This is a genomic window from Streptomyces sp. A18 (assembly GCF_059026065.1).
In genome coordinates this window covers 398,732-421,061 of the sequence record NZ_JBWLKL010000002.1, presented here as the reverse complement: position 1 = coordinate 421,061, position 22,330 = coordinate 398,732, and the positions used below count along the sequence as shown (strand labels likewise).

The 22,330-nt window shown below is 67.7% G+C and carries 23 protein-coding genes and 1 pseudogene; 11 read left to right on the top strand and 13 right to left on the bottom strand.

The window, feature by feature from the left end; genetic code table 11:
- Positions 1 to 127: 127 nt before the first annotated feature.
- On the bottom strand, positions 128 to 760 hold the full coding sequence (locus AC5P1C_RS04710; RefSeq protein ID WP_493864363.1) for an HAD family hydrolase: 633 nt from the start codon (positions 758 to 760) through the stop codon (positions 128 to 130).
- A gap of 76 nt (positions 761 to 836) precedes the next feature.
- Here AC5P1C_RS04710 and AC5P1C_RS04705 point away from each other — a divergent pair, with 76 nt between their 5' ends.
- Together AC5P1C_RS04705 and AC5P1C_RS04700 are read left to right on the top strand one after the other, a co-directional pair.
- Positions 837 to 1,403 (top strand): DUF2269 domain-containing protein, encoded by a 567-nt coding sequence (locus tag AC5P1C_RS04705; RefSeq protein ID WP_493864362.1) that lies wholly within the window; start codon positions 837 to 839, stop codon positions 1,401 to 1,403.
- A gap of 5 nt (positions 1,404 to 1,408) precedes the next feature.
- Positions 1,409 to 2,278, top strand: coding sequence for a GNAT family N-acetyltransferase (locus AC5P1C_RS04700; RefSeq protein ID WP_493864361.1), 870 nt, complete (start codon positions 1,409 to 1,411; stop codon positions 2,276 to 2,278).
- 140 nt (positions 2,279 to 2,418) lie between these two features.
- On the opposite strand, the gene AC5P1C_RS04695 is transcribed toward AC5P1C_RS04700, so the two are convergent.
- Positions 2,419 to 2,844, bottom strand: a complete 426-nt coding sequence (locus AC5P1C_RS04695) for a GlcG/HbpS family heme-binding protein (RefSeq protein WP_493864360.1) — start codon at positions 2,842 to 2,844, stop codon at positions 2,419 to 2,421.
- Positions 2,845 to 2,906: 62 nt separating this feature from the next.
- Positions 2,907 to 4,115 (bottom strand): MFS transporter, encoded by a 1,209-nt coding sequence (locus AC5P1C_RS04690; RefSeq protein WP_493864359.1) that lies wholly within the window; start codon positions 4,113 to 4,115, stop codon positions 2,907 to 2,909.
- Between the two features lie 140 nt (positions 4,116 to 4,255).
- Between AC5P1C_RS04690 and AC5P1C_RS04685 the strand changes: the two genes are divergently transcribed.
- Together AC5P1C_RS04685 and AC5P1C_RS04680 are read left to right on the top strand one after the other, a co-directional pair.
- Complete coding sequence (locus tag AC5P1C_RS04685; protein WP_493864358.1) at positions 4,256 to 4,714, top strand: MarR family winged helix-turn-helix transcriptional regulator; 459 nt, start codon at positions 4,256 to 4,258, stop codon at positions 4,712 to 4,714.
- Between the two features lie 66 nt (positions 4,715 to 4,780).
- Positions 4,781 to 5,233, top strand: a complete 453-nt coding sequence (locus tag AC5P1C_RS04680) for a GNAT family N-acetyltransferase (protein WP_493864357.1) — start codon at positions 4,781 to 4,783, stop codon at positions 5,231 to 5,233.
- Positions 5,234 to 5,322: 89 nt separating this feature from the next.
- On the opposite strand, the gene AC5P1C_RS04675 is transcribed toward AC5P1C_RS04680, so the two are convergent.
- Positions 5,323 to 6,705: a serine hydrolase domain-containing protein gene (locus AC5P1C_RS04675; RefSeq protein WP_493864356.1), complete on the bottom strand. Its 1,383-nt coding sequence runs from the start codon at positions 6,703 to 6,705 to the stop codon at positions 5,323 to 5,325.
- Positions 6,706 to 6,759: 54 nt separating this feature from the next.
- Entirely contained in the window at positions 6,760 to 7,032 is a 273-nt protein-coding gene (locus AC5P1C_RS04670) for a hypothetical protein (RefSeq protein WP_493864355.1), read from the bottom strand.
- Between the two features lie 72 nt (positions 7,033 to 7,104).
- Here AC5P1C_RS04670 and AC5P1C_RS04665 point away from each other — a divergent pair.
- Positions 7,105 to 7,302: pseudogene (locus AC5P1C_RS04665) on the top strand (MocR-like pyridoxine biosynthesis transcription factor PdxR); the annotation flags it as partial.
- 65 nt (positions 7,303 to 7,367) lie between these two features.
- On the opposite strand, the gene dnaB reads toward AC5P1C_RS04665, so the two are convergent.
- The gene (gene dnaB / locus AC5P1C_RS04660; protein ID WP_493864354.1) at positions 7,368 to 8,846 is read right to left on the bottom strand and encodes a replicative DNA helicase; all 1,479 of its coding nucleotides are present in this window, start codon (positions 8,844 to 8,846) and stop codon (positions 7,368 to 7,370) included.
- A gap of 460 nt (positions 8,847 to 9,306) precedes the next feature.
- On the opposite strand from dnaB, the gene AC5P1C_RS04655 reads away from it, so the two are divergent.
- Positions 9,307 to 10,644: an MATE family efflux transporter gene (locus tag AC5P1C_RS04655; RefSeq protein WP_493864353.1), complete on the top strand. Its 1,338-nt coding sequence runs from the start codon at positions 9,307 to 9,309 to the stop codon at positions 10,642 to 10,644.
- Between the two features lie 179 nt (positions 10,645 to 10,823).
- Here the strand turns inward: AC5P1C_RS04655 and rplI are convergent, their stop codons facing one another.
- The 4 genes from rplI to rpsF all read right to left on the bottom strand — a co-directional run bounded on the left by rplI (position 10,824) and on the right by rpsF (position 12,568).
- Entirely contained in the window at positions 10,824 to 11,270 is a 447-nt protein-coding gene (gene rplI, locus AC5P1C_RS04650; RefSeq protein WP_190082966.1) for a 50S ribosomal protein L9, read from the bottom strand.
- A gap of 18 nt (positions 11,271 to 11,288) precedes the next feature.
- Positions 11,289 to 11,525 carry a 30S ribosomal protein S18 gene (gene rpsR, locus AC5P1C_RS04645; protein ID WP_003949403.1) on the bottom strand — a complete coding sequence of 79 codons (237 nt, stop codon included), beginning with the start codon at positions 11,523 to 11,525 and terminating at the stop codon, positions 11,289 to 11,291.
- A gap of 57 nt (positions 11,526 to 11,582) precedes the next feature.
- The gene (locus AC5P1C_RS04640) at positions 11,583 to 12,197 is read right to left on the bottom strand and encodes a single-stranded DNA-binding protein (RefSeq protein WP_493864352.1); all 615 of its coding nucleotides are present in this window, start codon (positions 12,195 to 12,197) and stop codon (positions 11,583 to 11,585) included.
- An 80-nt stretch (positions 12,198 to 12,277) separates the two neighbouring features.
- Positions 12,278 to 12,568 carry a 30S ribosomal protein S6 gene (rpsF, locus tag AC5P1C_RS04635; RefSeq protein WP_006604399.1) on the bottom strand — a complete coding sequence of 97 codons (291 nt, stop codon included), beginning with the start codon at positions 12,566 to 12,568 and terminating at the stop codon, positions 12,278 to 12,280.
- Positions 12,569 to 12,844: 276 nt separating this feature from the next.
- Between rpsF and AC5P1C_RS04630 the strand changes: the two genes are divergently transcribed.
- The 3 genes from AC5P1C_RS04630 (at position 12,845) to AC5P1C_RS04620 (ending at position 15,546) form a co-directional block, all read left to right on the top strand.
- Positions 12,845 to 13,156, top strand: a complete 312-nt coding sequence (locus tag AC5P1C_RS04630; RefSeq protein WP_249588912.1) for a hypothetical protein — start codon at positions 12,845 to 12,847, stop codon at positions 13,154 to 13,156.
- Between the two features lie 146 nt (positions 13,157 to 13,302).
- Complete coding sequence (locus tag AC5P1C_RS04625) at positions 13,303 to 14,424, top strand: lipid II:glycine glycyltransferase FemX (protein ID WP_467685539.1); 1,122 nt, start codon at positions 13,303 to 13,305, stop codon at positions 14,422 to 14,424.
- A gap of 90 nt (positions 14,425 to 14,514) precedes the next feature.
- Positions 14,515 to 15,546, top strand: coding sequence for an alanine racemase (locus tag AC5P1C_RS04620; RefSeq protein WP_493864351.1), 1,032 nt, complete (start codon positions 14,515 to 14,517; stop codon positions 15,544 to 15,546).
- Between the two features lie 94 nt (positions 15,547 to 15,640).
- Here the strand turns inward: AC5P1C_RS04620 and AC5P1C_RS04615 are convergent, their stop codons facing one another.
- From AC5P1C_RS04615 to AC5P1C_RS04605, 3 genes are all read right to left on the bottom strand, one after another.
- Entirely contained in the window at positions 15,641 to 17,188 is a 1,548-nt protein-coding gene (locus AC5P1C_RS04615; RefSeq protein ID WP_493864350.1) for a glycosyltransferase family 87 protein, read from the bottom strand.
- A 138-nt stretch (positions 17,189 to 17,326) separates the two neighbouring features.
- Positions 17,327 to 19,681 carry a transglycosylase domain-containing protein gene (locus AC5P1C_RS04610; RefSeq protein WP_493864349.1) on the bottom strand — a complete coding sequence of 785 codons (2,355 nt, stop codon included), beginning with the start codon at positions 19,679 to 19,681 and terminating at the stop codon, positions 17,327 to 17,329.
- Positions 19,678 to 19,854, bottom strand: a complete 177-nt coding sequence (locus tag AC5P1C_RS04605; protein WP_493864348.1) for a hypothetical protein — start codon at positions 19,852 to 19,854, stop codon at positions 19,678 to 19,680. Before AC5P1C_RS04605 ends, AC5P1C_RS04610 begins: the two co-directional genes overlap by 4 nt.
- Before the next feature lie 575 nt (positions 19,855 to 20,429).
- Between AC5P1C_RS04605 and AC5P1C_RS04600 the strand changes: the two genes are divergently transcribed.
- Together AC5P1C_RS04600 and AC5P1C_RS04595 are read left to right on the top strand one after the other, a co-directional pair.
- Entirely contained in the window at positions 20,430 to 21,116 is a 687-nt protein-coding gene (locus AC5P1C_RS04600; protein WP_493864347.1) for a PadR family transcriptional regulator, read from the top strand.
- Between the two features lie 59 nt (positions 21,117 to 21,175).
- Complete coding sequence (locus AC5P1C_RS04595; RefSeq protein ID WP_493864346.1) at positions 21,176 to 22,258, top strand: inositol-3-phosphate synthase; 1,083 nt, start codon at positions 21,176 to 21,178, stop codon at positions 22,256 to 22,258.
- Positions 22,259 to 22,330 lie beyond the last annotated feature (72 nt).

The following is a 22,330-nucleotide window of genomic DNA, read 5'->3' as shown; positions in this document are numbered from 1 at the left end:
CCCCCCAGGGGTGCGCTGAGATGCACCCGGCCCGAACCGGACTCGACCATACCGGCAGCCGTCCGAGGCACAAGTCCCGCCATCCTTCACCGGGAATTCAGCGGCCCACGACCGTCAATTGCCTCAATTACCAGGCGCCACGCACCAATTCATACGCCTTCCGCAGATCCCGACCGACATAAGAGTGGGTGGCGAGCCCCACCAGCCGCTGATCCGCATTGACAGCCACCGAAACAGGGACCGCTCCGAAGAGCTCCACGTCCGAAAGCGAGTCGCCATAAGCGACGCAATCGGACCGACCCACCCCGAACTCTTCACAGAGCCGGTCCGCGATCTTCACCTTGGCCGCCGCATTGAGAATGCCCGTCGGATTCACCGGCTCGGTGAACGGCACAGAGGGGAAGCGCGACCCGTACGCGGCATGCGCGCCCCAGCCGAGCAGCCGCTCCACGAAGAAGGACGGCGACAGCGAGATCACCGCGCAGTAGTCGCCGCCCTCCCGGATCTCGGCCCAGGTTTCCCGGATCCCCGTCAGCCACGGCGCCCCCTCAAAAGCCGCCGTCACCTGCGCGTCGGTGAGCTCGGCCCATAGGGCGTACACACGGGCCGCGTACTGGGGCGAGTCGATCCGCCGCGCCACAAAGTCCCGTTCCAGCTCGGCGACCTCCATGTCGAGGCCGAGCTGGCGCGAGATCTCCACGGGGGCCGCCGTGCCGTGCAGCAGCGTTCCGTCCAGGTCGAACAGGTGAAGGCGTGCCATGTACGCCGAGGCTAGTACCTACGGTTACTCCCGCTGTCAGACGCCCTGCGCCGCCGCTCCCGGCACCGTGTTTCACGTGAAACTAAGCCGCCCCGCTCGCCGGGCCACCCTCGTCGTCCATGTCACCGCCGCCGCCGGCTGGCTCGGGCTCACGCTCGGCCTGCTCGCGCTTGCCCTCGCGGCCATCACCACGGATTCCGCCGCGGTCATCGAGGCCGCAGCCCGCTCCATGAAGCTCTTCGCGGACTGGCTGGTGCTGCCGCTCGCACTGCTCACGCTGCTGAGCGGTCTGCTGCTGTCTCTCGGAACTCCTTGGGGTCTCGCCAGGCACCGCTGGGTCTACACGAAGTTCTGGCTGACCCTGGCCACCACGGCCGCATCCGCCTTCGCGCTGCGTCCGGGCATCAACGACACGGTCGCCACCGTGTCCGCGGGCGACCCGGTGACGGACCCGACCGGCTTGATCGCCGGCCCCATCGTCTCTCTGAGCGCCTATCTCTTCATGACGGTCGTCTCGGTACTCAAGCCCTGGGGGCTGACCCGCCGTGGCCGGAAGCAACGTGACCAAAAGCAACGTGACCAGAAGCGACGTGCTTCTCCCCACAAACCGGTGGACGCCAAGGACGTGCGTCAGACAGCCTGAGCCGAGTGTCGACACCTACCCTCTCCGCACTGCCCATTCGCCGGCTGACCCTCCGTGATCTCACCGCCTGCGCCGACCTGTCGCAGGATCGCGGCTGGCCACGCGAAGACCACAAATGGGGACTGCTGCTCTCCGCCGGCACGGGATACGGCATCGACGATCCCGATGATGGCGGCCTCATCGCCGCCTGCGTGGTGACCGAGTACGGACCACAGGAGCGCCCCGGTCTCGGAGCGATCGGCATGGTCCTCGTCGCCGAACGGCACGCCCGCAAGGGACTCGGCCGCCGCCTGATGCGTCACGTCGTCGAGGGTGCGGGCACCACCCCCCTCACCCTGCACGCGACGCCAAACGGCCGCCCCCTCTACGAACAGCTCGGATTCAAGACCACCGGCCGTGCCGAGCTGGTCCGCGGCCGGTTCACGCCCGGCGGCCCGCTGCCGGATGTGGCCACCCGGCCGGCGACCGCGGAGGACCTGCCCGCGATCGTCCGGCTCGACACGGAGGTCTTCGGCCTCGACCGCACCCACGTGCTCACCCGGCTTCCCGCCTTCGTCGACCAACTGCGGGTCGCGGAAACAGACGGCACGATCACCGGCTACGCGGGCGCCTGGCCGAACATGGAGACCCACGTCATCGGCCCCCTGATCGCCCCCGACACGGAGACGGCGAAGGCCTTGATCGCCTCGCTCGCAGCGGGCTCGGACCGGCCGCTGCGCACCGACATCGACGTACGCCATGAAGAGCTGCTCGCCTGGGTGAAGGAGCGCGGCCTCGCGCCAATCGCCTTCAATGCCGTGATGACGTACGGCATCCCCGAGCTGCCCGGCGACTGGACCCGCCGTTTCGCGCCACTGACGGTCGCGGCAGGCTGACCGCGCACAGAGGCCCGCCCCCGAACTCCGGATGGTTCCGGTGCTCGGGGGCGGGCCTTCGTCATGTCCTCGCACGGTGTCGTACTCCCGGCGTCGTACTCCGGTGTCGTACTCCGGTGGTGTCGTCGGGCGGTGTCGTCCTACGCGAGCGCTTCCACAGCCGCCGTGGCGAACCCGTGGTCCTGCTCCGGCGCTCCGCCGCCGACGCCGATGGCGCCGATCAGGCGGCCGTCACGGTGGACCGGGACGCCGCCCGCGATGAAGAGCAGCGGCCGGTCGAGGGCTGTGGGCAGGGTGTGGAAGGGGCCGTCGGGCTTGACCAGTTCGACGAGGTCGGCGGTCGGGGCGCTGAGCTGGAGCGCCGTGTACGCCTTGCGGGTGCTGGTCTCGCCGGAGATCAGCACGGCCCGGTCGTCGCGCCGGAAGGCGAGCAGGTGGCCTCCCGCGTCGAGGACGGTGACGCTGACGGTGACACCGGCCGCATCAGCGGCGCGGCGGGCCGCGGTGACGAGTGCCTCGGCGTCCTGCGTGGTCAGCGGGGCGACGGCGGGGGTGGTGGTGCTCATGGGGATTCTCCTTGTGCGGTGGTGCTTGAGAGGGGCTCTTGAGAGGAGCTGAGGGGAGGGAGTCAGTGGTGGACGGGCGTCGCCTGCTCGACGGGGGCCACGCCCGCGACGACCCGGTTGGGAGCGGCCGAGCGGCGCTCCAACGTGGCCGAGACGACGGCCAGGACGAGCGCGGAGCCCGCGAGTACCGCACCCACCCAGTTCGGGGCGGTGTAGCCGAGGCCCGCGGAGATCACGAGGCCGCCGAGCCAGGCCGAGAGCGCGTTGCCGAGGTTGAAGGCGCCGATGTTCATGGCCGAGGCGAGCGTGGGGGCGCCGGAGGCCTGGTCGAGCACCCGCTTCTGCAGCGGCGGCACGGTGGCGAAGCCCAGGGCGCCGATGAGCGTGATGGTCACGGCTGCCGCGATCTTGTTGTGCGCGGTGAAGGTGAAGAGGGCGAGCACCACGGCCAGCGAGCCGAGCGAGATGTAGAGCAGTGGCATCAGGGCGCGGTCCGCGAACTTTCCGCCGATCAGGTTGCCCGCGACCATGCCGAGGCCGAAGAGGACGAGAAGCCAGGTCACGGAGGAGTCCGCGTAGCCGGCGACGTCCGTCATCATCGGCGCGAGGTAGGTGACGGCCGCGAAGACACCGCCGAAGCCGAGGATCGTCATCGCCATGGCCAGCAGCACCTGCACGTTGCGGAAGGCGGCCAGCTCGTGGCGCAGCCGTACGCCCTCGGGCTTGGGCAGGTCCGGCACGAGCTTGGCGATACCGGCAAGGCCGATGACACCGAGCCCCGCGACGACGGCGAAGGTGGTGCGCCAGCCGAGGGTCTGCCCGACGAGCGTGCCGAGCGGGACACCGACCACGTTGGCCACGGTCAGGCCGGTGAACATCATGGCGATGGCTCCGGCCTTCTTCTCCGGTGCGACGAGTTCGGCCGCGACGACCGACCCGATGCCGAAGAAGGCTCCGTGGGCGAGCGAGGCGACGACACGGCCCGCCAGCATGACGCCGAAGACCGGGGCCACGGCGGACAGCAGATTGCCAGCGATGAACAGGCCCATGAGCAGCATCAGCATCCGCTTGCGCGAGATGCGGGTGCCGAGGACGGTCATCAAGGGAGCGCCGAGTACGACGCCGAGTGCGTAGCCGGTCACGAGGAGACCGGCCGTGGGGATGGAGACGCCGAAGTCACCCGCGACCTCAGGGAGCAGTCCCATGATCACGAACTCTGTGGTCCCGATTCCGAAGGCCCCGATCGCGAGGGCCAATAGCGCGAGAGGCATGGTTCTACCTTCCAAGACGGTTGCAGGTGCGCTTAGCTTGCGTCCACAATAATTGCAGACGCGGGTTATTTGCAACCGCTGGATATTGCAGCGGTGGACTACCCTGGTCTCAGCAGCTCCGGGACGGAGGAACAAGAGCCATGACAGCGACGGACCCCGCACTGACCGCCCTTGCGCAGGGCTGGTGCGCGCTCTCCCTGCTTCACGGGAAGATCGAGACCCACATCGAGCGCGCCCTGCAGGCCAAACACGACCTCAGCGTGCGCGAGTACTCCCTGCTCGACGTCCTCAGCCGCCAGCACGACGGAGAGGGCGGCCACCTGCAGATGAAGCAGGTCGCCGACGCCGTCGTACTCAGCCAGAGCGCCACCACGCGCCTGGTCACCCGGCTCGAGGACCGAGGGCTGCTCTCCCGGTACCTGTGCCCCACCGATCGCCGCGGCATCTACACGGACGTCAGCGAGACGGGCACGGCACTTCTCGCTGAGGCGCGCCCCACCAATGACGCCGCGCTGCGCGAGGCACTCGACGAAGCGGCGCTGAACCCGGAGCTCGCGCCGCTGGTCAGGGCCGTGGAAGCGGTACGGGTCCCGGCGTAGGAGGCCTGCGGGAGCGGACCCTGCATCAGAGGCAGATCGCTGCACAGGCTGCGTAGGCTGCGTCTCATGGGAGAGCTTGAGATACGCCCGGCAGGCGCCGACGACATTCCCGCCATCGTGGAAATGCTCGCCGATGACCCTCTGGGCAAGGCACGCGAGTCGCCGGAAGACCTCACTCCGTACCTCACCGCGTACGAGCGCCTTGCCGGAGACCCGAACCAGCACCTGGTCGTCGCCGCTCGCGAGGGACGCGTCGTCGGCACCCTCCAGCTCACGATCGTTCCGGGCCTCTCCCGGAAGGGCGCGACGCGGTCGATCATCGAGGGCGTGCGCATCCACGCCGACGAGCGCGGCAGTGGTCTCGGCACCCGGTTCATCGAGTGGGCCATCGATGAATCCCGCCGCCAGAACTGCCGGTTGGTGCAGCTGACGTCCGACGCCACCCGCACCGACGCCCACCGCTTCTATGAGCGGCTCGGGTTCACGGCATCGCATGTGGGCTTCAAGATGGAACTCTGAAGCTGCCGTTGGCCTGACGTAGCGCTGGGGCGTCGTGTTTCACGTGAAACACGACGCCCCAGTGGGCTTATGCAGGAACTTGGCAACTCCTACTGAGGAAGCCCGCGCCACCCATCCGGGTCCACCCCGCCCGGCACGGAAGCCCCCGCGTCATACGGCTCCCGGGTGAAGCAGAACGACCCCAGGTCGAGATGGCTGACCGACCCGTCGGGTCGCCGCACCGCCCGCAGCACCTCCCCGGCGAAGTAGCCGTCAAGGCCGGTCCAGGCGCCGTCACCGTTCGGCCGGAACTGCGAGCCGCGGCCACCGCCCGCAAGGGGCGAAAGGTCGACCTCCCCGTCGGCCTGCGGCCGCAGAGCGAACACGCTCGTCCCCCAGTACCAGGGCCCCGCAAGCTCCAGCAGACCCTCGTCCAGCTCGGTCAGGGGCCGCCACGCCTCAGGGATACGCGGCTCGGCCTCGGCCACGATCTTCAGCAGGTCGAAGGCCAGGCCCGTCACGGCAGGGCCAGAGGTGCAGTTGGTCAGCGTGACCGCCACCAGACCGTCCTCCTCGCTCGCCCACAGCCCGGCCATGAAGCCCGGCAGTGAGCCGCCGTGCCCGACCAGGGTGCGTCCGTCCCCACGGATCACCTGCGTGCCCAGGCCATACGTCACGTCCCAGTCCCCCGGCTGTGCCGGCGACGCCGGCGTACGCATCTCCCGTACGGAATCGGCGGAAAGAACCCGGTCATCGCCCTCCAGGAGGAAGGCGGCGAAGCGCGCCAGGTCCGCCGTCGTCGACCAGAGCTGCCCGGCCGGAGCCATGAGACCGAGGTCCTCGGCCGGTTCGGGCATCATCACGTCCGCCCACGGGTGGACGGCCCAGCCACCCGCGTGCGGGGCCTGCGGCTGCGTACTCGTCCTGTCGAGGCCCAGCGGCTCCAGGATCTCGCGGCGCAGCACCGCTTCCCAGGAGTCGCCCCGCACTGCTTCGATCAGCGAACCGAGCAGCGTATAGCCGGGGTTGGAGTAGTGGAAGCGGCGGCCGGTGGGGTGCTTGAAGGGCTGCTCTCCGAGCACGTCACCGAGTTCCGGACGCTGCGAAGCGGGCGTACGCTCCCACCACTCCCCAGGCGTCTCGGCCGCCAACCCGCTGGTGTGCGCGAGGAGTTCCACGATGCTCACGTCGCCCGCGGCCGTCCCGGGAAGGTGCTTCTCCAGGGGGTCGGCGAGGTCCAGAGTGCCCTCGTCGCGCAGCCGCATCACCAGCACGGCGGTGAAGGTCTTGGTGATCGAGCCGATGCGGTACTGAACGTTCTCGTCCGGTGCGTGCCCCTCGACGCAGGTCCGCCCTTCGGTCCACACCAACTCACCGTCCCTGAGCACCGAGGCGACGAGCGAAGGCGCCCGCCCCTCCGCCTGAACGGTGGCGACGCGGTGCAGCAGGGCTCGGCGGGTGGAGGGCAGCAGCTCTTCACGGGGTGATGTCATGGCCCTAGTCCACCCGCGAGGAAGCCACGCGTCGAGCGAATTCCGGGCGTCGCGCTACGCGGAACGCGTACCCGTGGGTTTGAAGAACGTGTAGTGGAAGGTCCCTTGGTCGTCAGCCGTCCTGCGCAGATCAGCGATCCCGCGGTCCCAGTCGGTCTCGGTGATGAGGGCGGCGGCCAGCGCGTCGTCCCTGACGGATTCGATCATGGCGATGAACGTGCTGCGCGTGAAGCCTTCGACCAGCTCGGGCCGGGTCCCGTCCGCGTAGACCGTGCACGGTCGCACCCGGACCGTGTCGTATCCGGCCTGCGCGAGGAGCGGTTGCAACTGGCGCCCGACCAGAGCGTTTCCTCCGCCATCGGCCTGGAGCCGGACCAGGCAGTCGATCGCCGCGCGGGCGAGGACGACTACGACGCCGCGCACCGCTACGACCGCGCCCCGGTCGCGGCCCTGCGCTCCCTGCTCGTCGAACACGTCTGCTACGCCGGGAGCGTGTCCAAGCCGCTCGCTCCGGCGCTGCGCATCGGCTGGATCCTCGCGCCGCCGAGGTACCGGGACGCGCTGGTCGCCGCCAAGCGCTTCGCCGGCCTCGGCAATGGCGATCCTGGGCGAGACCGTGCGGAAACTGACCTGACGTACTGCCGCCTGCTACGGCTGCTCTGCTACGTCTGCGCCATGTCCACGAAGCGCGAGTAGTGCCCCTGGAAAGCGACCGTGATCGTCGCCGTTGGGCCGTTACGGTGCTTGCCGACGATGATGTCCGCCTCGCCCGCGCGCGGCGATTCCTTCTCGTACGCGTCCTCGCGGTGGAGCAGGATCACCATGTCCGCGTCCTGCTCGATCGATCCGGATTCACGCAGGTCGGAGACCTGGGGCTTCTTGTCCGTGCGCTGCTCGGGGCCACGGTTCAGCTGCGAGAGCGCGATGACCGGGACCTCGAGCTCCTTGGCGAGCAGCTTCAGGTTTCGCGACATGTCCGAGACTTCCTGCTGGCGGCTCTCGGCGCGCTTGGAACCACCGGACTGCATCAGCTGCAGATAGTCGATGATCACCATCTTGATGTCCGCGCGCTGCTTGAGGCGGCGGCACTTCGCGCGGATCTCCATCATCGACAGGTTCGGGGAGTCGTCGATGTAGAGCGGAGCCGCCGAGACCTCGGGCATCCGGCGCGCGAGCCGCGTCCAGTCCTCGTCCGTCATCGTGCCGGAGCGCATGTGGTGCAGCGCCACCCGTGCCTCCGCGGAGAGCAGACGCATCGCGATCTCGTTGCGCCCCATTTCCAGGGAGAAGATGACGCTGGGCAGGTTGTGCTTGATGGAAGCGGCGCGCGCGAAGTCGAGTGCCAGCGTGGACTTACCCATGGCGGGACGGGCGGCGATGACGATCATCTGGCCGGGGTGCAGGCCGTTCGTCAGCGAGTCGAAGTCGGTGAAGCCCGTCGGCACACCGGTCATTTCGCCGCTGCGCGAACCGATCGCCTCGATCTCGTCGAGCGCGCCCTCCATGATGTCGCCGAGCGGCAGATAGTCCTCACTGGTGCGCTGCTCGGTGACCGCGTAGATCTCGGCCTGGGCGCTGTTGACGATCTCGTCGACGTCGCCGTCGGCCGCGTATCCCATCTGTGTGATGCGCGTGCCCGCCTCGACGAGGCGGCGCAGGACCGCCCGCTCGTGGACGATCTCCGCGTAGTACTCGGCGTTCGCCGCCGTCGGCACCGTCTGCACCAGCGTGTGCAGATACGATGCGCCGCCGACCTTGGTGATCTCACCGCGCTTGGTGAGCTCGGCCGCCGCGGTGATCGGATCGGCCGGCTCGCCCTTGGCGTACAGGTCGAGGATCGCCGTGTAGATCGTTTCGTGTGCGGGCCGGTAGAAATCGTGGCCCTTGAGCACCTCGACGACATCGGCGATGGCGTCCTTGGAGAGCAGCATGCCGCCGAGCACGGACTGTTCGGCATCGAGATCCTGAGGCGGTACGCGTTCGAAGGCGGTGCCTCCGCCGTCCCAGCCGCCGCCTTCACGACCGCGGTCGTGCTGCTCGTCGCGGCTCCTGCCTCCGTCGCGGCGCTGGCGGGAGGCGGGCAGACGGTCACTGGGACCGCTGTCGGCCCAGGGCTCGTCCAAGGGCTCGGAAATACTCACCGGGCCACCTCCCTCACGTCCGCCGCGCGGACCTCGCCGTGCCCTTCTTTCTTACGGCACGACACTGACAAATGGGCGGCCCAACTCCGGTTCTGACGCGTCGGATTTACGGGCTTTCCGAGGTCGGATCACGAGGGGGGCGCCGCCCCACGGTAGGCCCGTGGCCACCGTCAGCCAATCTGGTTATCCACAGGCGGTGTGGATGACGGGCGCGTTGCTGTGGAGAACCCCGCCAAACCTGTGCACGGCTCGGTGGACAGCCCTGTGAACAAGCACTCAGCCTTCTTCACAAACACACCCTGACCTGCGGCTTTCCCATCCACCGGCTGTGCAGAAGAAAAACTTCCCCAGTCGGACCAAGATCGGACCAAACAGCGCCCCGAAGAGTGTCCCACTCGAGACCCGGTAAGGGTCCCAAAGCAATTGCATCTCTTACCTGTGGAAGATTAGATTGGTGTGCATGACACAGGCTCCCACGGCGACCAAGGCCACTCGGCGACAGCACGACCGAGAGATCATCGCCCTCGCCGTTCCCGCCTTCGGCGCACTCGTCGCGGAGCCGCTCTTCGTGATGGCGGACAGCGCGATCGTGGGCCACCTCGGCACCGCACAACTGGCCGGTCTCGGCGTCGCCTCGGCGCTCCTCACCACCGCCGTGAGTGTCTTCGTCTTCCTCGCCTACGCGACCACGGCCGCCGTCGCCCGCCGGGTGGGCGCCGGGGATCTCCAGTCCGCCATCCGCCAGGGCATGGACGGGATCTGGCTCGCCCTCCTGCTCGGCGCCGCCGTCATCGCCGTCGTCCTTCCCACCGCACCCGCGCTCGTGGAGCTCTTCGGCGCATCGGACACCGCGGCCCCGTACGCGATCACTTACCTCCGCATCTCCTCGCTCGGCATCCCGGCCATGCTCGTCGTACTCGCCTCCACCGGCGTCCTGCGCGGACTCCAGGACACCAAGACCCCGCTCTATGTGGCGATCGGCGGCTTCGTCGCCAACGGCGTCCTCAACGTGGGCCTCGTCTACGGCGCCGGTCTGGGCATCGCAGGCTCCGCCTGGGGCACCGTCCTCGCCCAGTGCGCAATGGCCGCCGTGTACCTCTTCGTCGTCGTACGCGGAGCCAGACGCCACGGCGCCTCGCTGCGCCCCGACGCCGCCGGCATCAGGGCCTGCGCCCAAGCGGGTGCACCACTTCTTGTCCGTACGCTCTCCCTGCGGGCGATCCTCATGATCGCGACCGCGGTGGCCGCGCGCCTCGGAGACGCCGATGTGGCCGCCCACCAGATCATCTTGTCCCTGTGGAGCCTGCTGGCCTTCGGGCTCGACGCCATCGCCATCGCCGGTCAGGCGATCATCGGTCGCTATCTGGGCGCGAACGATCCCCAGGGTGCGCGCGACGTCTGCCGTCGCATGGTGCAGTGGGGCATCGCCTCGGGGATCGTGCTCGGCGGGCTCGTCGTCCTCGCCCGGCCACTGTTCATCCCGCTCTTCTCCAGCGACTCCATCGTCCAGGACGCCGCCCTGCCCGCACTCGTGGTGGTGGCCATCGCCCAGCCGGTCTGCGGCATCGTCTACGTCCTCGACGGCGTCCTGATGGGAGCGGGGGACGGACCGTATCTGGCCTGGGCGATGCTGGCTACGCTCGCGGTCTTCGTTCCGGTGGCACTCCTCGTGCCGACGTTCGGCGGCGGACTGACCGCTGTCTGGGGAGCGATGACGCTGATGATGACGGTCCGTATGGTGACCCTCTGGCTGCGCACGCGCTCCGGACGCTGGGTCGTCACCGGCGCCACCCGCTGACCCGGCCCCGGCCCCGGCCTCGGACCCACCCAGCGCCCGCCGCCCCAGGCCCGCTGTTTCACGTGAAACAGCAGATCCGTGAAACAACGCATCCGTGAAACAACACATCTGGGAAACACGTTGGGCCGCACCCTGAGGGTGCGGCCCAACGGTTGCTTCAGCTCTGCCAAGCGCAGTGCTTAGGCGGAGACGACCTCGATGTTGACCTGAGCGGCAACCTCGGGGTGCAGACGCACGGACGTCGCGTGGGCGCCCAGCGTCTTGATTGGCGAGCCCAGCTCGACACGACGCTTGTCGATCTTCGGACCACCAGCGGCCTCGATCGCCGAAGCGACGTCAGCCGGGGTGACGGAACCGAAGAGGCGACCGGCGTCGCCGGAGCGGACGGCCAGACGGACCTTGACGCCCTCGAGCTTGGCCTTGACCTCGTTGGCCTGCTCGATGGTCGCGATCTCGTGGATCTTGCGAGCACGACGGATCTGCTCGACGTCCTTTTCGCCACCCTTGGTCCAGCGGATCGCAAAGTTCCGCGGGATCAGGTAGTTGCGGGCGTAGCCGTCCTTGACGTCTACGACCTCGCCGGCGGCACCGAGGCCGGAGACCTCGTGGGTGAGGATGATCTTCATTAGTCGGTCACCCTTCCCTTATCGCGCGGTGGACGTGTAGGGCAGCAGCGCCATCTCACGGCTGTTCTTCACGGCCGTGGCGACGTCACGCTGGTGCTGCGTGCAGTTGCCGGTCACGCGGCGGGCACGGATCTTGCCGCGGTCGGAAATGAACTTCCGCAGCATGTTCGTGTCCTTGTAGTCCACGTACGTGACCTTGTCCTTGCAGAATGCGCAGACCTTCTTCTTAGGCTTGCGCACAGGCGGCTTCGCCATGGTGTTTCTCCTGTGTGATCAAGAAGTGTGGGAACGGCCCACCCTTGGCCCTGAGGCCTAGAAGGGGGGCTCGTCCGAGTAGCCGCCGCCAGAGCTGCCGGAGCTGCCGGAGCCGCCGGAGCTTCCGCCCCAGCCACCGCCGCCGCCCTGCTGGCCGCCGCCGGCCGGCGCACCGGTCGCCCAGGGGTCGTCGGCGGGAGCACCGCCGCCGCCCTGCTGCTGACCGCCACCGGAGCCGCCGCCCCAGTTGCCGCCGCCCTGCTGCTGGCCGCCGCCACCGCCGAACCCGCCGCCCTGGCCGCCTCGACCGGTGGTCTTGGTGACCTTGGCCGTGGCGTTCTTCAAGCTGGCGCCGACTTCCTCGACGTCCAGCTCGTAGACCGTGCGCTTGATGCCCTCACGGTCCTCGTAGGACCGCTGCTTCAGCCGGCCCTGCACGACGACGCGCATGCCTCGCTGAAGCGACTCCGCGACGTTCTCCGCCGCCTGACGCCAGACCGAGCAGGTGAGGAAGAGGCTCTCGCCGTCCTTCCACTCATTGGTCTGACGGTCGAAGGTGCGGGGAGTGGACGCGACACGGAACTTCGCGACCGCCGCACCGGACGGGGTGAAGCGCAGCTCGGGGTCGTCGACAAGATTGCCGACGACCGTGATGACGGTCTCGCCTGCCATGGGGGAACCTCTCGGCGGGTTTGCTGCTGGCTGCTTTTGCTGCTGCTACTCGGATCCCGAGTACCGCTGAGCTGGGAAGCTCAGTGGGTCTCGGGACGGAGGACCTTGGTCCGGAGGACCGACTCGTTCAGGTTCATCTGGCGGTCGAGCTCCTTGACGACCGCAGGCTCGGCCTGCAGGTCGATGACCGAGTAGATGCCCTCGGGCTTCTTCTTGATCTCGTACGAGAGACGACGACGGCCCCAGGTGTCGACCTTCTCGACCTTTCCATTGCCCTCACGGACGACGGAAAGGAAGTTCTCGATCAACGGGGAGACAGCGCGCTCCTCGAGATCGGGGTCGAGGATGACCATCACTTCGTAGTGACGCATGTGGAACCCACCTCCTTTGGACTCAGCGGCCACGGTCGTTCCGTGGCAGGAGGGTCGTGATGCGTACGCAACGGTATCGGCAGCCACTGACAATCGGGCTCCCCGATCAGTAGACCGATCGGGAGTCCCTGCCAAGGCCTGGGCAGACACCGGTGCAGACGGTACAGAGTACCCGCACCTGGGCTTCCGGTTGAAATCCGGCCGCGGAAGGGCAGAATCTGTACACATCGGGTGTGTATGGCGCTACAGTGCGCCGCCTTCCGCAGGAGGTGCCTTATGGCACAGACATTGCGACCGAACACCGCCGGCTCTCTCTTCGCCACGGACGGCAAGGCCCATCCCATGCAGGACACGCTGCTCGGCGTGACCCTGATCCTGGGTGCGATCGCCTTCGTCTCGGCGATGTTCCACAACCTCCACCTGCTCAGCTCCTGGGCCGGCCTGGTGGGGATCGCCACGGGTGCGTGGGGGCAGTTCATCTCCGAGACGACCCGCGAGCGCTTCGGCCTGATCCTCGGCCTCGGCGCATCGGCGGTCGGATTCTTCCTGGGTATGGCCCACGGCGGACTCTTCGGCGGGCTTTGGTAGCCGCCCCTCGACGCCCCCGTCGCGCATAGGGCGGGGGTCAAGGTTCCGTACGCCCAGACGGGGCGCTCTCGGGGCACAGTAGGCTTCGGCGCGAGAGCCGGAGCCCCTGTACCCATGGGGACACACCAGCCCGAGGAGCGCCCCGAATGAGTCTGACCCTGAGGACCATCAGTCGCGAGCAGCATCTGGCGTATATCCAGAGCCTGCCGTCGGCAAGTCATTGCCAGGTCCCGGCATGGGCGGATGTGAAGAGTGAATGGCGTTCGGAGAACCTGGGCTGGTTCGACGACCGGACCGGCGAGCTCGTCGGTGCGGGCCTGGTGCTCTACCGGCAGTTGCCCAAGGTGAAGCGCTACCTCGCCTACCTTCCCGAGGGCCCGGTCATCAATTGGTACGCCCCGAACCTGGACGACTGGCTGCAGCCGATGCTCGCGCATCTGAAGCGGCAGGGCGCCTTCTCCGTGAAGATGGGCCCGCCGGTCGTCATCCGGCGCTGGGACGCTCCCGCGATCAAGTCGGGCATCCAGAACCCGGATGTGAAGCGACTGCGGGACGTCGAGGCCACGCACATCGAGCCGCGTGCCTTCGAAGTCTCCGACCGGCTGCGCAAGATGGGCTGGCAGCAGGGCGAGGACGGCGGCGCGGGCTTCGGTGACGTACAGCCGCGCTACGTCTTCCAAGTGCCGCTCGCCAACCGCTCTTTGGACGAGGTCCTCAAGGGCTTCAACCAGCTGTGGCGACGCAATATCAAGAAGGCCGAGAAGGCCGGCGTCGAGGTCGTCCAGGGCGGTTACGAGGACCTCGCCGAATGGCAGCGCCTTTACGAGATCACGGCGGTCCGCGACAAGTTCCGTCCGCGGCCGCTGGGTTACTTCCAGCAGATGTGGCGAACCCTCAACTCCGAGGACCCCAACCGCATGCGGCTGTACTTCGCGCGGCACAACGGCGTGAACCTGTCCGCGGCGACGATGCTCGTCGTCGGCGGGCACGTCTGGTACTCCTACGGCGCATCGGACAACATCGGCCGCGAGGTCAGGCCCTCGAACGCGATGCAGTGGCGGATGCTCCGGGACGCCTACGCGCTCGGCGCCACCGTCTATGACTTGCGGGGCATCTCCGACTCTCTGGACGAGACGGACCACCTGTTCGGACTGATTCAGTTCAAGGTGGGCACGGGTGGAGAGGCTGTCGAGTACATCGGCGAGTGGGACTTCCCGCTCAACAAGCTGCTCCACAAGGCGCTCGACATCTACATGTCGCGCCGCTGACCGCACCGACCCGGCACAATTCACACAGCCACAAATAGTCTTCATACCTCTGATACACCGCAGCCACGAGAAAGGTTCCGGGATCCGGCCATGGCGCTCACGCTCTATGTCGACACCGCGCGCTGGCGGGCACACCACAAGCACGTGCTGGAGCAGTTTCCGGGAATCGTCCCGGTCTGCAAGGGCAACGGCTACGGCTTCGGTCATGAGCGCCTCGCGGAGGAAGCGACCCGCTTCGGCTCCGACGTCCTCGCCGTCGGCACCACGTACGAGGCCGCCCGGATCAAGGACTGGTTCAGCGGCGATCTGCTGGTCCTGACCCCGTTCCGGCGGGGCGAGGAGCCCGTGCCCCTGCCCGACCGCGTCATCCGCTCCGTGTCGTCCCTGGACGGCGTACACGGCCTCGTGGGCGCCCGCGTCGTCATCGAGGTCATGTCCTCGATGAAGCGGCACGGCGTGAGCGAGCAGGAGCTCTCACAGCTTCACGCGGCCATCGAGGACGTACGGCTCGAGGGCTTCGCGCTCCACCTGCCGCTGGACCGCACCGACGGCTCGGACGCCGTCGAGGAGGTCATCGCCTGGATGGACCGGCTGCGTGCCGCCCGTCTTCCGCTGCACACGATGTTCGTCAGCCACCTCAAGGCCAACGAACTCGCCCGCCTGCAGCAGCAGTTCCCGCAGACGCGCTTCCGGGCGCGCATCGGTACGCATCTGTGGCTGGGCGACCACGAGGCCACCGAGTACCGCGGCGCCGTCCTGGACGTCACACAGGTGACCAAGGGCGACCGCTTCGGCTACCGCCAGCAGAAGGTCGCCTCCGACGGCTGGCTGGTCGTCGTCGCGGGCGGCACGTCGCACGGCGTCGGCCTGGAGGCCCCGAAGGCGCTGCACGGCATGGTGCCGCGTGCGAAGGGCGTGGCCCGCGCCGGGCTCGCCACCGTCAACCGCAACCTGTCGCCGTTCGTCTGGGGCGGCAAGCAGCGCTGGTTCGCGGAGCCGCCGCACATGCAGGTCTCCATCCTCTTCGTGCCCTCGGACGCACCCGAGCCGAAGGTGGGCGAGGAGCTGGTGGCCCATCTGCGGCACACCACCACGCAGTTCGACCGCATCGTCGACCGCTGATCGCAACAGGACCGACCAAGGCCGAAGGGCCGGGAGCGACCACCGTCGCTCCCGGCCCTTCAGTCGTTTCCGGCCGCTCCGACGGCCTGTTCGCTCAGGGCGAAACGTCGGTCGACGTCGATCCCCACCGCACGTAGGTTCCCTCGCTGGAGTGCGCCGCGTGCCGCGGTGGATGCGCCGCCTGCCCGAGGACGAAGACGTCCGCTGCGCCGTCCAGGACACCCCCGGAGGGGTCGTCGTCACCGGCCCGCCGCACCGGGTCTCTCTCCGGCATCAGGATGTCGCGCACGATCACAGCGCACAGGTACAGCGTCCCCAGCAGGTGGACCACGATGACGAGTTGATAGCCCTCGGTGGGTAGTCCCTTGTGGGCGTCTCCGCTTGTCGTGTACGCGAGGTACAGCCAGATCCCCAGGAAGTACGCGACCTCGCACGCCTGCCAGATCAGGAAGTCACGCCAGCGCGGCCGGGCCAGCGCGGCGAGGGGGATCAACCACAGTACGTACTGCGGCGAGTAGACCTTGTTGGTGAGGATGAACGCGGCGACTACCAGGAAGGCCAGCTGCGCGAAGCGCGGGCGGCGCGGTGCGGTCAGACCCAGCGCGCCGACGCCGAGGCAGGCCAGGAGCATCAGCGCCGTCGCCAGGGTGTTGACCGTGTCCGTGGACAGTGGGTCGTCCATGCGCTGGGAGAGGATCAGCCAGAACGAGCCGAAGTCGACGCCTCGTTCCTGGCTGAAAGTGTAGAACTTCGCCCATCCCTCGCGGATGTGGAAGCCCGTGGCGTCGTGCGTGATCATCACGGGCAGGTTCACCACGAGCCAGGCCCCCAACGCGGCCCCGGCCGTCGTGCAGAACGCCCGCCAGCGCCCCGCCCGCCAGCACAGGATGAGCAGCGGTCCCAGGAGCAGCGCCGGGTAGAGCTTCGCGGCGGTCGCCAGGCCGAGCAGGACGCCCGCGGAAAGCGTCCCCCCGCGTGCCCACATCAGCATCGCGGCGGCCGTGAGAGCGACGGCGAACAGGTCCCAGTTGATGGTGGCCGTCAACGCGAAGGCGGGCGCCAGGGCCACCATCAGGCCGTCCCAGGGGCGGCGGCGATGGGTGCGGGCGACACAGACGGCGATGGCCGCCGTACAGGCCATCAGCATCCCGGCATTGACCATCCAGTAGAACTTCTCCTGGTGCTGGATGCTGCCGCTGCCCGGGGTCAGCCAGGAGGCCACCTCCATGAACACACCGGTCAGCACCGGGTACTCGAGGTACTCCATGTCGCCGGGCAGCTTGTCGAAGTAGGGCACGAGCCCGTCGGCGAAGCCGCGCCCTTGGTAGAGGTGCGGGATGTCGGAGTAGCAGGCGTGCGTGTACTGCGAGCTCGCACCCTGGAACCAGGCGCCGTCGTAGCACGGCATCTTCTGCACCATGCCGAGCGCGAACATTCCGATGGCCACGAGCGCGATGACGCGTACGGGAGTCCACCATGTCGCCGCGTACAGCACTCTGCGGCCGATGGGTCCACCGATCAGCTCGCTGCCGGCCGCGGCGACCTCGTCCTCCCTGGTCGGCCGTACGGGCTCCGGCTGCTGTGCACTAGTGGTCTTGTGCACGCTCGTGCGCGTCGTCTCTGCACTGGGCATGCCGCACATCCTGCCGTACGCACCTGAGAACACGACGAGGGCCGCCACACCGGTGAGGCGTGGCGGCCCTTGTTGTCAGCGCTCAACGGCGCATGTTTCACGTGAAACCGTGCGTTTCACGTGAAACACACGCACGGGGAACGTCGGTCAGCCTGACGGCCCTCCGAAGATGCCTCCGTTGCCGCTCCCGTTGTTGCCTCCACCGCCCGTCGGTTCTTCCGTGGTCGGTGGCGATTCCCCGCCGGTGCCGCCGTCGGTGGTTCCACCGTCCGACGTACCGCCGTTGTTGTTGCACTGCCAGTCCCAGTCGGCACAGGACTCACCGGGATCGGGGGTTCCCGACGGGCTCGGGCTCGGTCCCGTGTCCGAGGGGCTCGGCGAGGGGGACTCCTCCGGCTCCTCGGTCTTCGACGGGGTCGGAGTCGGGGTCGGCGGCGGCGTTTCACCGACGACCTCACCAATCTCTTGCGGCACAGGGAAGTTCTTCACAGGCTCGCCCTTGAGGGCCTGCTCCATGTAGTCCTTCCAGATCTGCGCGGGGAACGAGGCACCGTGGATCTTCTTCTCGCCACCCGTACCGAACATCTCCAGGAACTGGCGCTTCTTGTTCCCTTCATTGTCGTCGAGCCGGTACATGCTGATCGCGGTCGAGAGCTGCGGGGTGTAGCCGACGAACCAGGCCGACTTGTTGCCGTCGGTCGTACCGGTCTTGCCCGCCACTTGGCGGCCGCTCAGCTGGGCCGAGGTTCCCGTGCCCTTCTCGACAACGGTCTTGAGCACGTCGGTGACGTTGTCGGCGACCTCCGGGTCGAAGGCCCTCTTGGGCTCCGACTCGTGCTGGAAGACGGTGTTGCCCTTGTGCTCGACTTCCTTCACCGAATACGGCTCGTTCTGCTTGCCGCTGGACGCGAAGGTGGAGTAGGCGCCGGCCATACGGATCGCACTCGGAGAGGACGTACCGAGCGAGAAGGACGGATAGTTGGCGCTGGCCAGGCTGTTCTCCTTGATGCCGGAGGCCATGGCCGCATCCTTCACCTTGTCCAGGCCGACGTCCATACCGAGCTGCACATAGGCCGAGTTGACAGACTCCCGCATCGCTTCGCGGAGGTCGATCTGGTAGCTCGGCGGGTTGTAGTCCTGGTCACCGTCGTTGGTCTGCAGCCACTGCTCGCCGTCTCGGTCTGTCCAGATGCTGCCGTCGTAGTTCTTGATCTTGAGTTTGTTCTTGCCGCTGTACAGGCTCTTGGGGTTGACGATGGTGCGCAACCCCTCCTTGTCGCGCGTCCCGTCCTTGAAAGCCGCGGCCAGCACGAAGGGCTTGAACGTCGAGCCGACCTGCGCACCGGTCTGGTCCGCGTTGTTGGTGAAGTGCTTGGTCGCGTCCTCACCGCCGTAGATGGCCTCGATCGCGCCATCCTTGGGGTTCACCGACGCGCCACCGAACTGGACGTGCGTGTCCTTGTCCGGCCGCTGCTTCGGTTTGATCTTCGCCTTGCGGACCTTCTCCACGGACTTCTCGAGCTTCATGACCTTCGCCTTGTCGAAGGTCGTGTGGATCTCGTAGCCGCCCTGCTGGAGGTCATTGGCCGTGATCCGGCCATCGCTGTTGTTGATCACGTAGGCCTTGGCCAGGTCGACCAGATAACCGATCTGCCCACCGAGCTGAGCATTGGAGCGCGGGTTCTGCAGCTTCGGGAAGTCCGTGTACTTGGCCCGCCTCTCGGCGGACAGGTGACCGTCCTTGACCTCTTCGTCGAGGATCCACTTCCAGCGCTTCGTGGCCCGCGCAGTGTTGGCCTCCTGAGAGGCGGCGGGGTCGACCGCGGGGGAGCCCGCCGGGTCGTAGTACGTGGCGCCCTTGAGCACCGTCGCCAGAAGGGCGCACTCGCTGGGATCCAGCTCGCTGGCGTCCTCACCGAAGTAGGCGCGTGCGGCCGCCTGGATTCCATAGGCCCCACGGCCGTAGTAGGCGGTGTTGAGATAGCCCGCCATGATCTCTTCCTTGGAGACCTGCCGGCCGACCTTTATGGAGATGAAGAGCTCTTTGAACTTACGCGTGAACGTCTGCGACTGGTCACCCAGGCGCGCGTTCTTCACGTACTGCTGGGTGATGGTCGAGCCGCCCTGGGTCTCGCCGCCCTTGGCCATGTTCACCAGAGCACGCGTGATGCCCATGGGGTCAACGCCCTTGTCGTCCTCGAACGTCTTGTTCTCGGCCGAGATGACGGCGGTCCGCATCTCCTTGGGAATGTCCTCGTAGTCGATGATCTGGCGGTTCGTCTCACCACCGGTGGCGACCATCTGCTTGCCGTCGGCCCAGTAGTAGACGTTGTTCTGCGCCGTGGCCGCATCATCGACCTTCGGCACTCCCACCAGGGCGTACGCGATGCCTGTGACCGCCATCAGGCTCCCGAGGAACCCGATGAACAGGCCGGTGACAAGACGCCAGGACGGAACCCAGCGGCGCAGGCCGTCCTTGTCCGAACGCGGGTAGTTGATCAACCGCTTCTTACCGGGCTCATGGCCGCCACGTCCTCGACCACGGCCCGGTCCGTTCGGGCCGCCTCCACCGCGCCGACCGCCGCCACCGGCGCCTCCGCGCCCTGCACCGGCTCCGTCGGCCGCTCTGCGTCGGCCTCCGCCCGCGCCGACAGCGCCACTGCGCTGCGCGGCACGCCGGGCTTCGGCACGGCCGCCGTAGGAACGGTCCCCGTCGTCAGGGGCTCCCGATCCGTGCGAGCCGGTTGAGGAAGTGGGCGATCCAGTGGCGCCACGCGGTGCCGCGCGGCGACCCGACGACGCGCCTGGGACGCCGCGTCTGGCCGCGGCGCGTCCGCCGCCCTGCGGCTGCGGCGGTTTGCGACGGTGCTCGCTCATCGAACGATTACTCCTCGGGCAGGCGCGGATATCCGCGCCTGGAAACGGCGGCTGGTTTCCGGTCCCCCCGAAGTACGGATGCGCCCTTCCCAGCGCTCATCCGCACTACACCAGGGACAACGACGCCCTCACGCGTCACTTGGTTCCCGGCGGTCTGCATGGCGCACAGACTACGCACCGTCAAAACCCTCTTAGCGCAGAAGTTCACCCCAAATCAGGCAAGTTACTTCCTACGAATCGGTGATGTGACGCCGTTCACCGATTCCCCTCTTGTCTCAGCGGGGAGGCCGTTCTATCGTCTCGATGTATCGAGTCGATACATCAGCTCGGCATAAAGACCGTGTCGACGGACGCTGGCAGACGGGAGGCGAAGATGAGCAGACGCTCCGGCATCCTCGAGTTCGCCGTGCTCGGCCTGCTGCGTGAGTCCCCGATGCACGGCTACGAGCTGCGTAAACGGCTCAATACATCGCTAGGAGTGTTCCGCGCCTTCAGCTACGGGACGCTCTACCCCTGCCTCAAGACGCTGGTCGTCAACGGCTGGTTGATCGAGGAATCGGGCGGCACCCCCGAGGAGGCCCTCGCGGCTCCCCTCACCGGGCGTCGCGCCAAGATCGTCTATCGGCTGACGGCGGAAGGTAAGGAGCACTTCGAGGACCTGCTCTCACAGACCGGCCCCGACGCGTACGAGGACGAACACTTCGCCGCCCGCTTCGCCTTCTTCGGGCAGACATCGCGGGACGTACGCATGCGGGTGCTCGAGGGGCGTCGCAGCCGCCTCGAGGAGCGTCTGGAGAAGATGCGCGCCTCCCTGGCCCGTACCCGGGAGCGCCTGGACGACTACACGCTTGAGCTGCAGCGGCACGGAATGGAGTCCGTGGAGCGCGAAGTGCGCTGGCTGAACGAGCTCATCGAGAGCGAGCGAGCGGGGCGGGACCAGCAACGGTCCGCCCCGGACAGCTCCGCTCAGCACGACAGCACATCTGGGGAGTCGGGCGGCCTGCCCCGGCGGCGGGACACGAACCCGCCGCCGGATCCGTCCGATGACACCGCCAAGTGAGGTCCCGCGGTCCGCGGGGTCTCATCCGGAATACACAGATCACACAGGGAGCAACCGGAATGGGTTCGGTTCGCGTAGCCATCGTCGGCGTGGGCAACTGCGCCGCCTCGCTGGTCCAGGGCGTCGAGTACTACAAGGACGCAGACCCGGACACCAAGGTCCCGGGCCTGATGCACGTCCAGTTCGGCGAGTACCACGTCGGTGATGTCGAGTTCGTCGCCGCCTTCGACGTGGACGCCAAGAAGGTCGGCCTCGACCTCTCGGACGCCATCGGCGCCAGCGAGAACAACACCATCAAGATCTGCGACGTGCCGAACAAGGGCGTCAGCGTCCAGCGCGGCCACACCCTCGACGGCCTGGGCAAGTACTACCGCCAGACCATCGAGGAGTCCTCCGAGGCCCCCGTCGACGTCGTCCAGATCCTCAAGGACAAGCAGGTCGACGTTCTCGTCTGTTACCTGCCGGTCGGCTCCGAGGACGCGGCGAAGTTCTACGCGCAGTGCGCCATCGACGCCAAGGTCGCCTTCGTCAACGCCCTTCCGGTCTTCATCGCCGGCACCAAGGAGTGGGCCGACAAGTTCACCGAGGCGGGCGTCCCGATCGTCGGCGACGACATCAAGTCGCAGGTCGGCGCCACCATCACGCACCGCGTGATGGCGAAGCTGTTCGAGGACCGCGGTGTCCGTCTCGAGCGCACCATGCAGCTCAACGTCGGCGGCAACATGGACTTCAAGAACATGTTGGAGCGCGACCGCCTCGAGTCCAAGAAGATCTCGAAGACGCAGGCCGTCACCTCGCAGATCCGCGACCGCGAGATGGGCGAGAACAACGTCCACATCGGCCCGTCGGACTACGTGGCGTGGCTCGACGACCGCAAGTGGGCGTACGTCCGCCTCGAGGGCCGCGCCTTCGGTGACGTCCCGCTGAACCTCGAGTACAAGCTCGAGGTCTGGGACTCCCCGAACTCGGCCGGTGTCATCATCGACGCGCTGCGCGCCGCGAAGATCGCCAAGGACCGCGGCATCGGCGGCCCGATCCTCTCCGCGTCCTCGTACTTCATGAAGTCCCCCCCGGTGCAGTACTTCGACGACGAGGCGTACGAGAACGTCGAGAAGTTCATCAAGGGCGAGGTCGAGCGCTAAAGCTCGCTCCATGAACTGCCGTTGAGGGTCCCCGGGCAATCCGCCCGGGGGCCCTCTTCGTATGTGAGGCTG

Bases quoted from the DNA above. Each gene is read 5' to 3' on its own strand.
- AC5P1C_RS04595 (WP_493864346.1), top strand. From the start codon at position 21,176: ATGGGTTCGGTTCGCGTAGCCATCGTCGGCGTGGGCAACTGCGCCGCC.
- AC5P1C_RS04685 (WP_493864358.1), top strand. From the start codon at position 4,256: ATGACAGCGACGGACCCCGCACTGACCGCCCTTGCGCAGGGCTGGTGC.
- AC5P1C_RS04625 (WP_467685539.1), top strand. From the start codon at position 13,303: ATGAGTCTGACCCTGAGGACCATCAGTCGCGAGCAGCATCTGGCGTAT.
- AC5P1C_RS04680 (WP_493864357.1), top strand. From the start codon at position 4,781: ATGGGAGAGCTTGAGATACGCCCGGCAGGCGCCGACGACATTCCCGCC.
- AC5P1C_RS04710 (WP_493864363.1), bottom strand. From the start codon at position 760: ATGGCACGCCTTCACCTGTTCGACCTGGACGGAACGCTGCTGCACGGC.
- AC5P1C_RS04655 (WP_493864353.1), top strand. From the start codon at position 9,307: ATGACACAGGCTCCCACGGCGACCAAGGCCACTCGGCGACAGCACGAC.
- AC5P1C_RS04640 (WP_493864352.1), bottom strand. From the start codon at position 12,197: ATGGCAGGCGAGACCGTCATCACGGTCGTCGGCAATCTTGTCGACGAC.
- rplI (WP_190082966.1), bottom strand. From the start codon at position 11,270: ATGAAGATCATCCTCACCCACGAGGTCTCCGGCCTCGGTGCCGCCGGC.
- rpsF (WP_006604399.1), bottom strand. From the start codon at position 12,568: ATGCGTCACTACGAAGTGATGGTCATCCTCGACCCCGATCTCGAGGAG.
- AC5P1C_RS04620 (WP_493864351.1), top strand. From the start codon at position 14,515: ATGGCGCTCACGCTCTATGTCGACACCGCGCGCTGGCGGGCACACCAC.
- AC5P1C_RS04695 (WP_493864360.1), bottom strand. From the start codon at position 2,844: ATGAGCACCACCACCCCCGCCGTCGCCCCGCTGACCACGCAGGACGCC.
- rpsR (WP_003949403.1), bottom strand. From the start codon at position 11,525: ATGGCGAAGCCGCCTGTGCGCAAGCCTAAGAAGAAGGTCTGCGCATTC.
- AC5P1C_RS04630 (WP_249588912.1), top strand. From the start codon at position 12,845: ATGGCACAGACATTGCGACCGAACACCGCCGGCTCTCTCTTCGCCACG.
- AC5P1C_RS04600 (WP_493864347.1), top strand. From the start codon at position 20,430: ATGAGCAGACGCTCCGGCATCCTCGAGTTCGCCGTGCTCGGCCTGCTG.
- AC5P1C_RS04675 (WP_493864356.1), bottom strand. From the start codon at position 6,705: ATGACATCACCCCGTGAAGAGCTGCTGCCCTCCACCCGCCGAGCCCTG.
- AC5P1C_RS04690 (WP_493864359.1), bottom strand. From the start codon at position 4,115: ATGCCTCTCGCGCTATTGGCCCTCGCGATCGGGGCCTTCGGAATCGGG.
- AC5P1C_RS04615 (WP_493864350.1), bottom strand. From the start codon at position 17,188: ATGTGCGGCATGCCCAGTGCAGAGACGACGCGCACGAGCGTGCACAAG.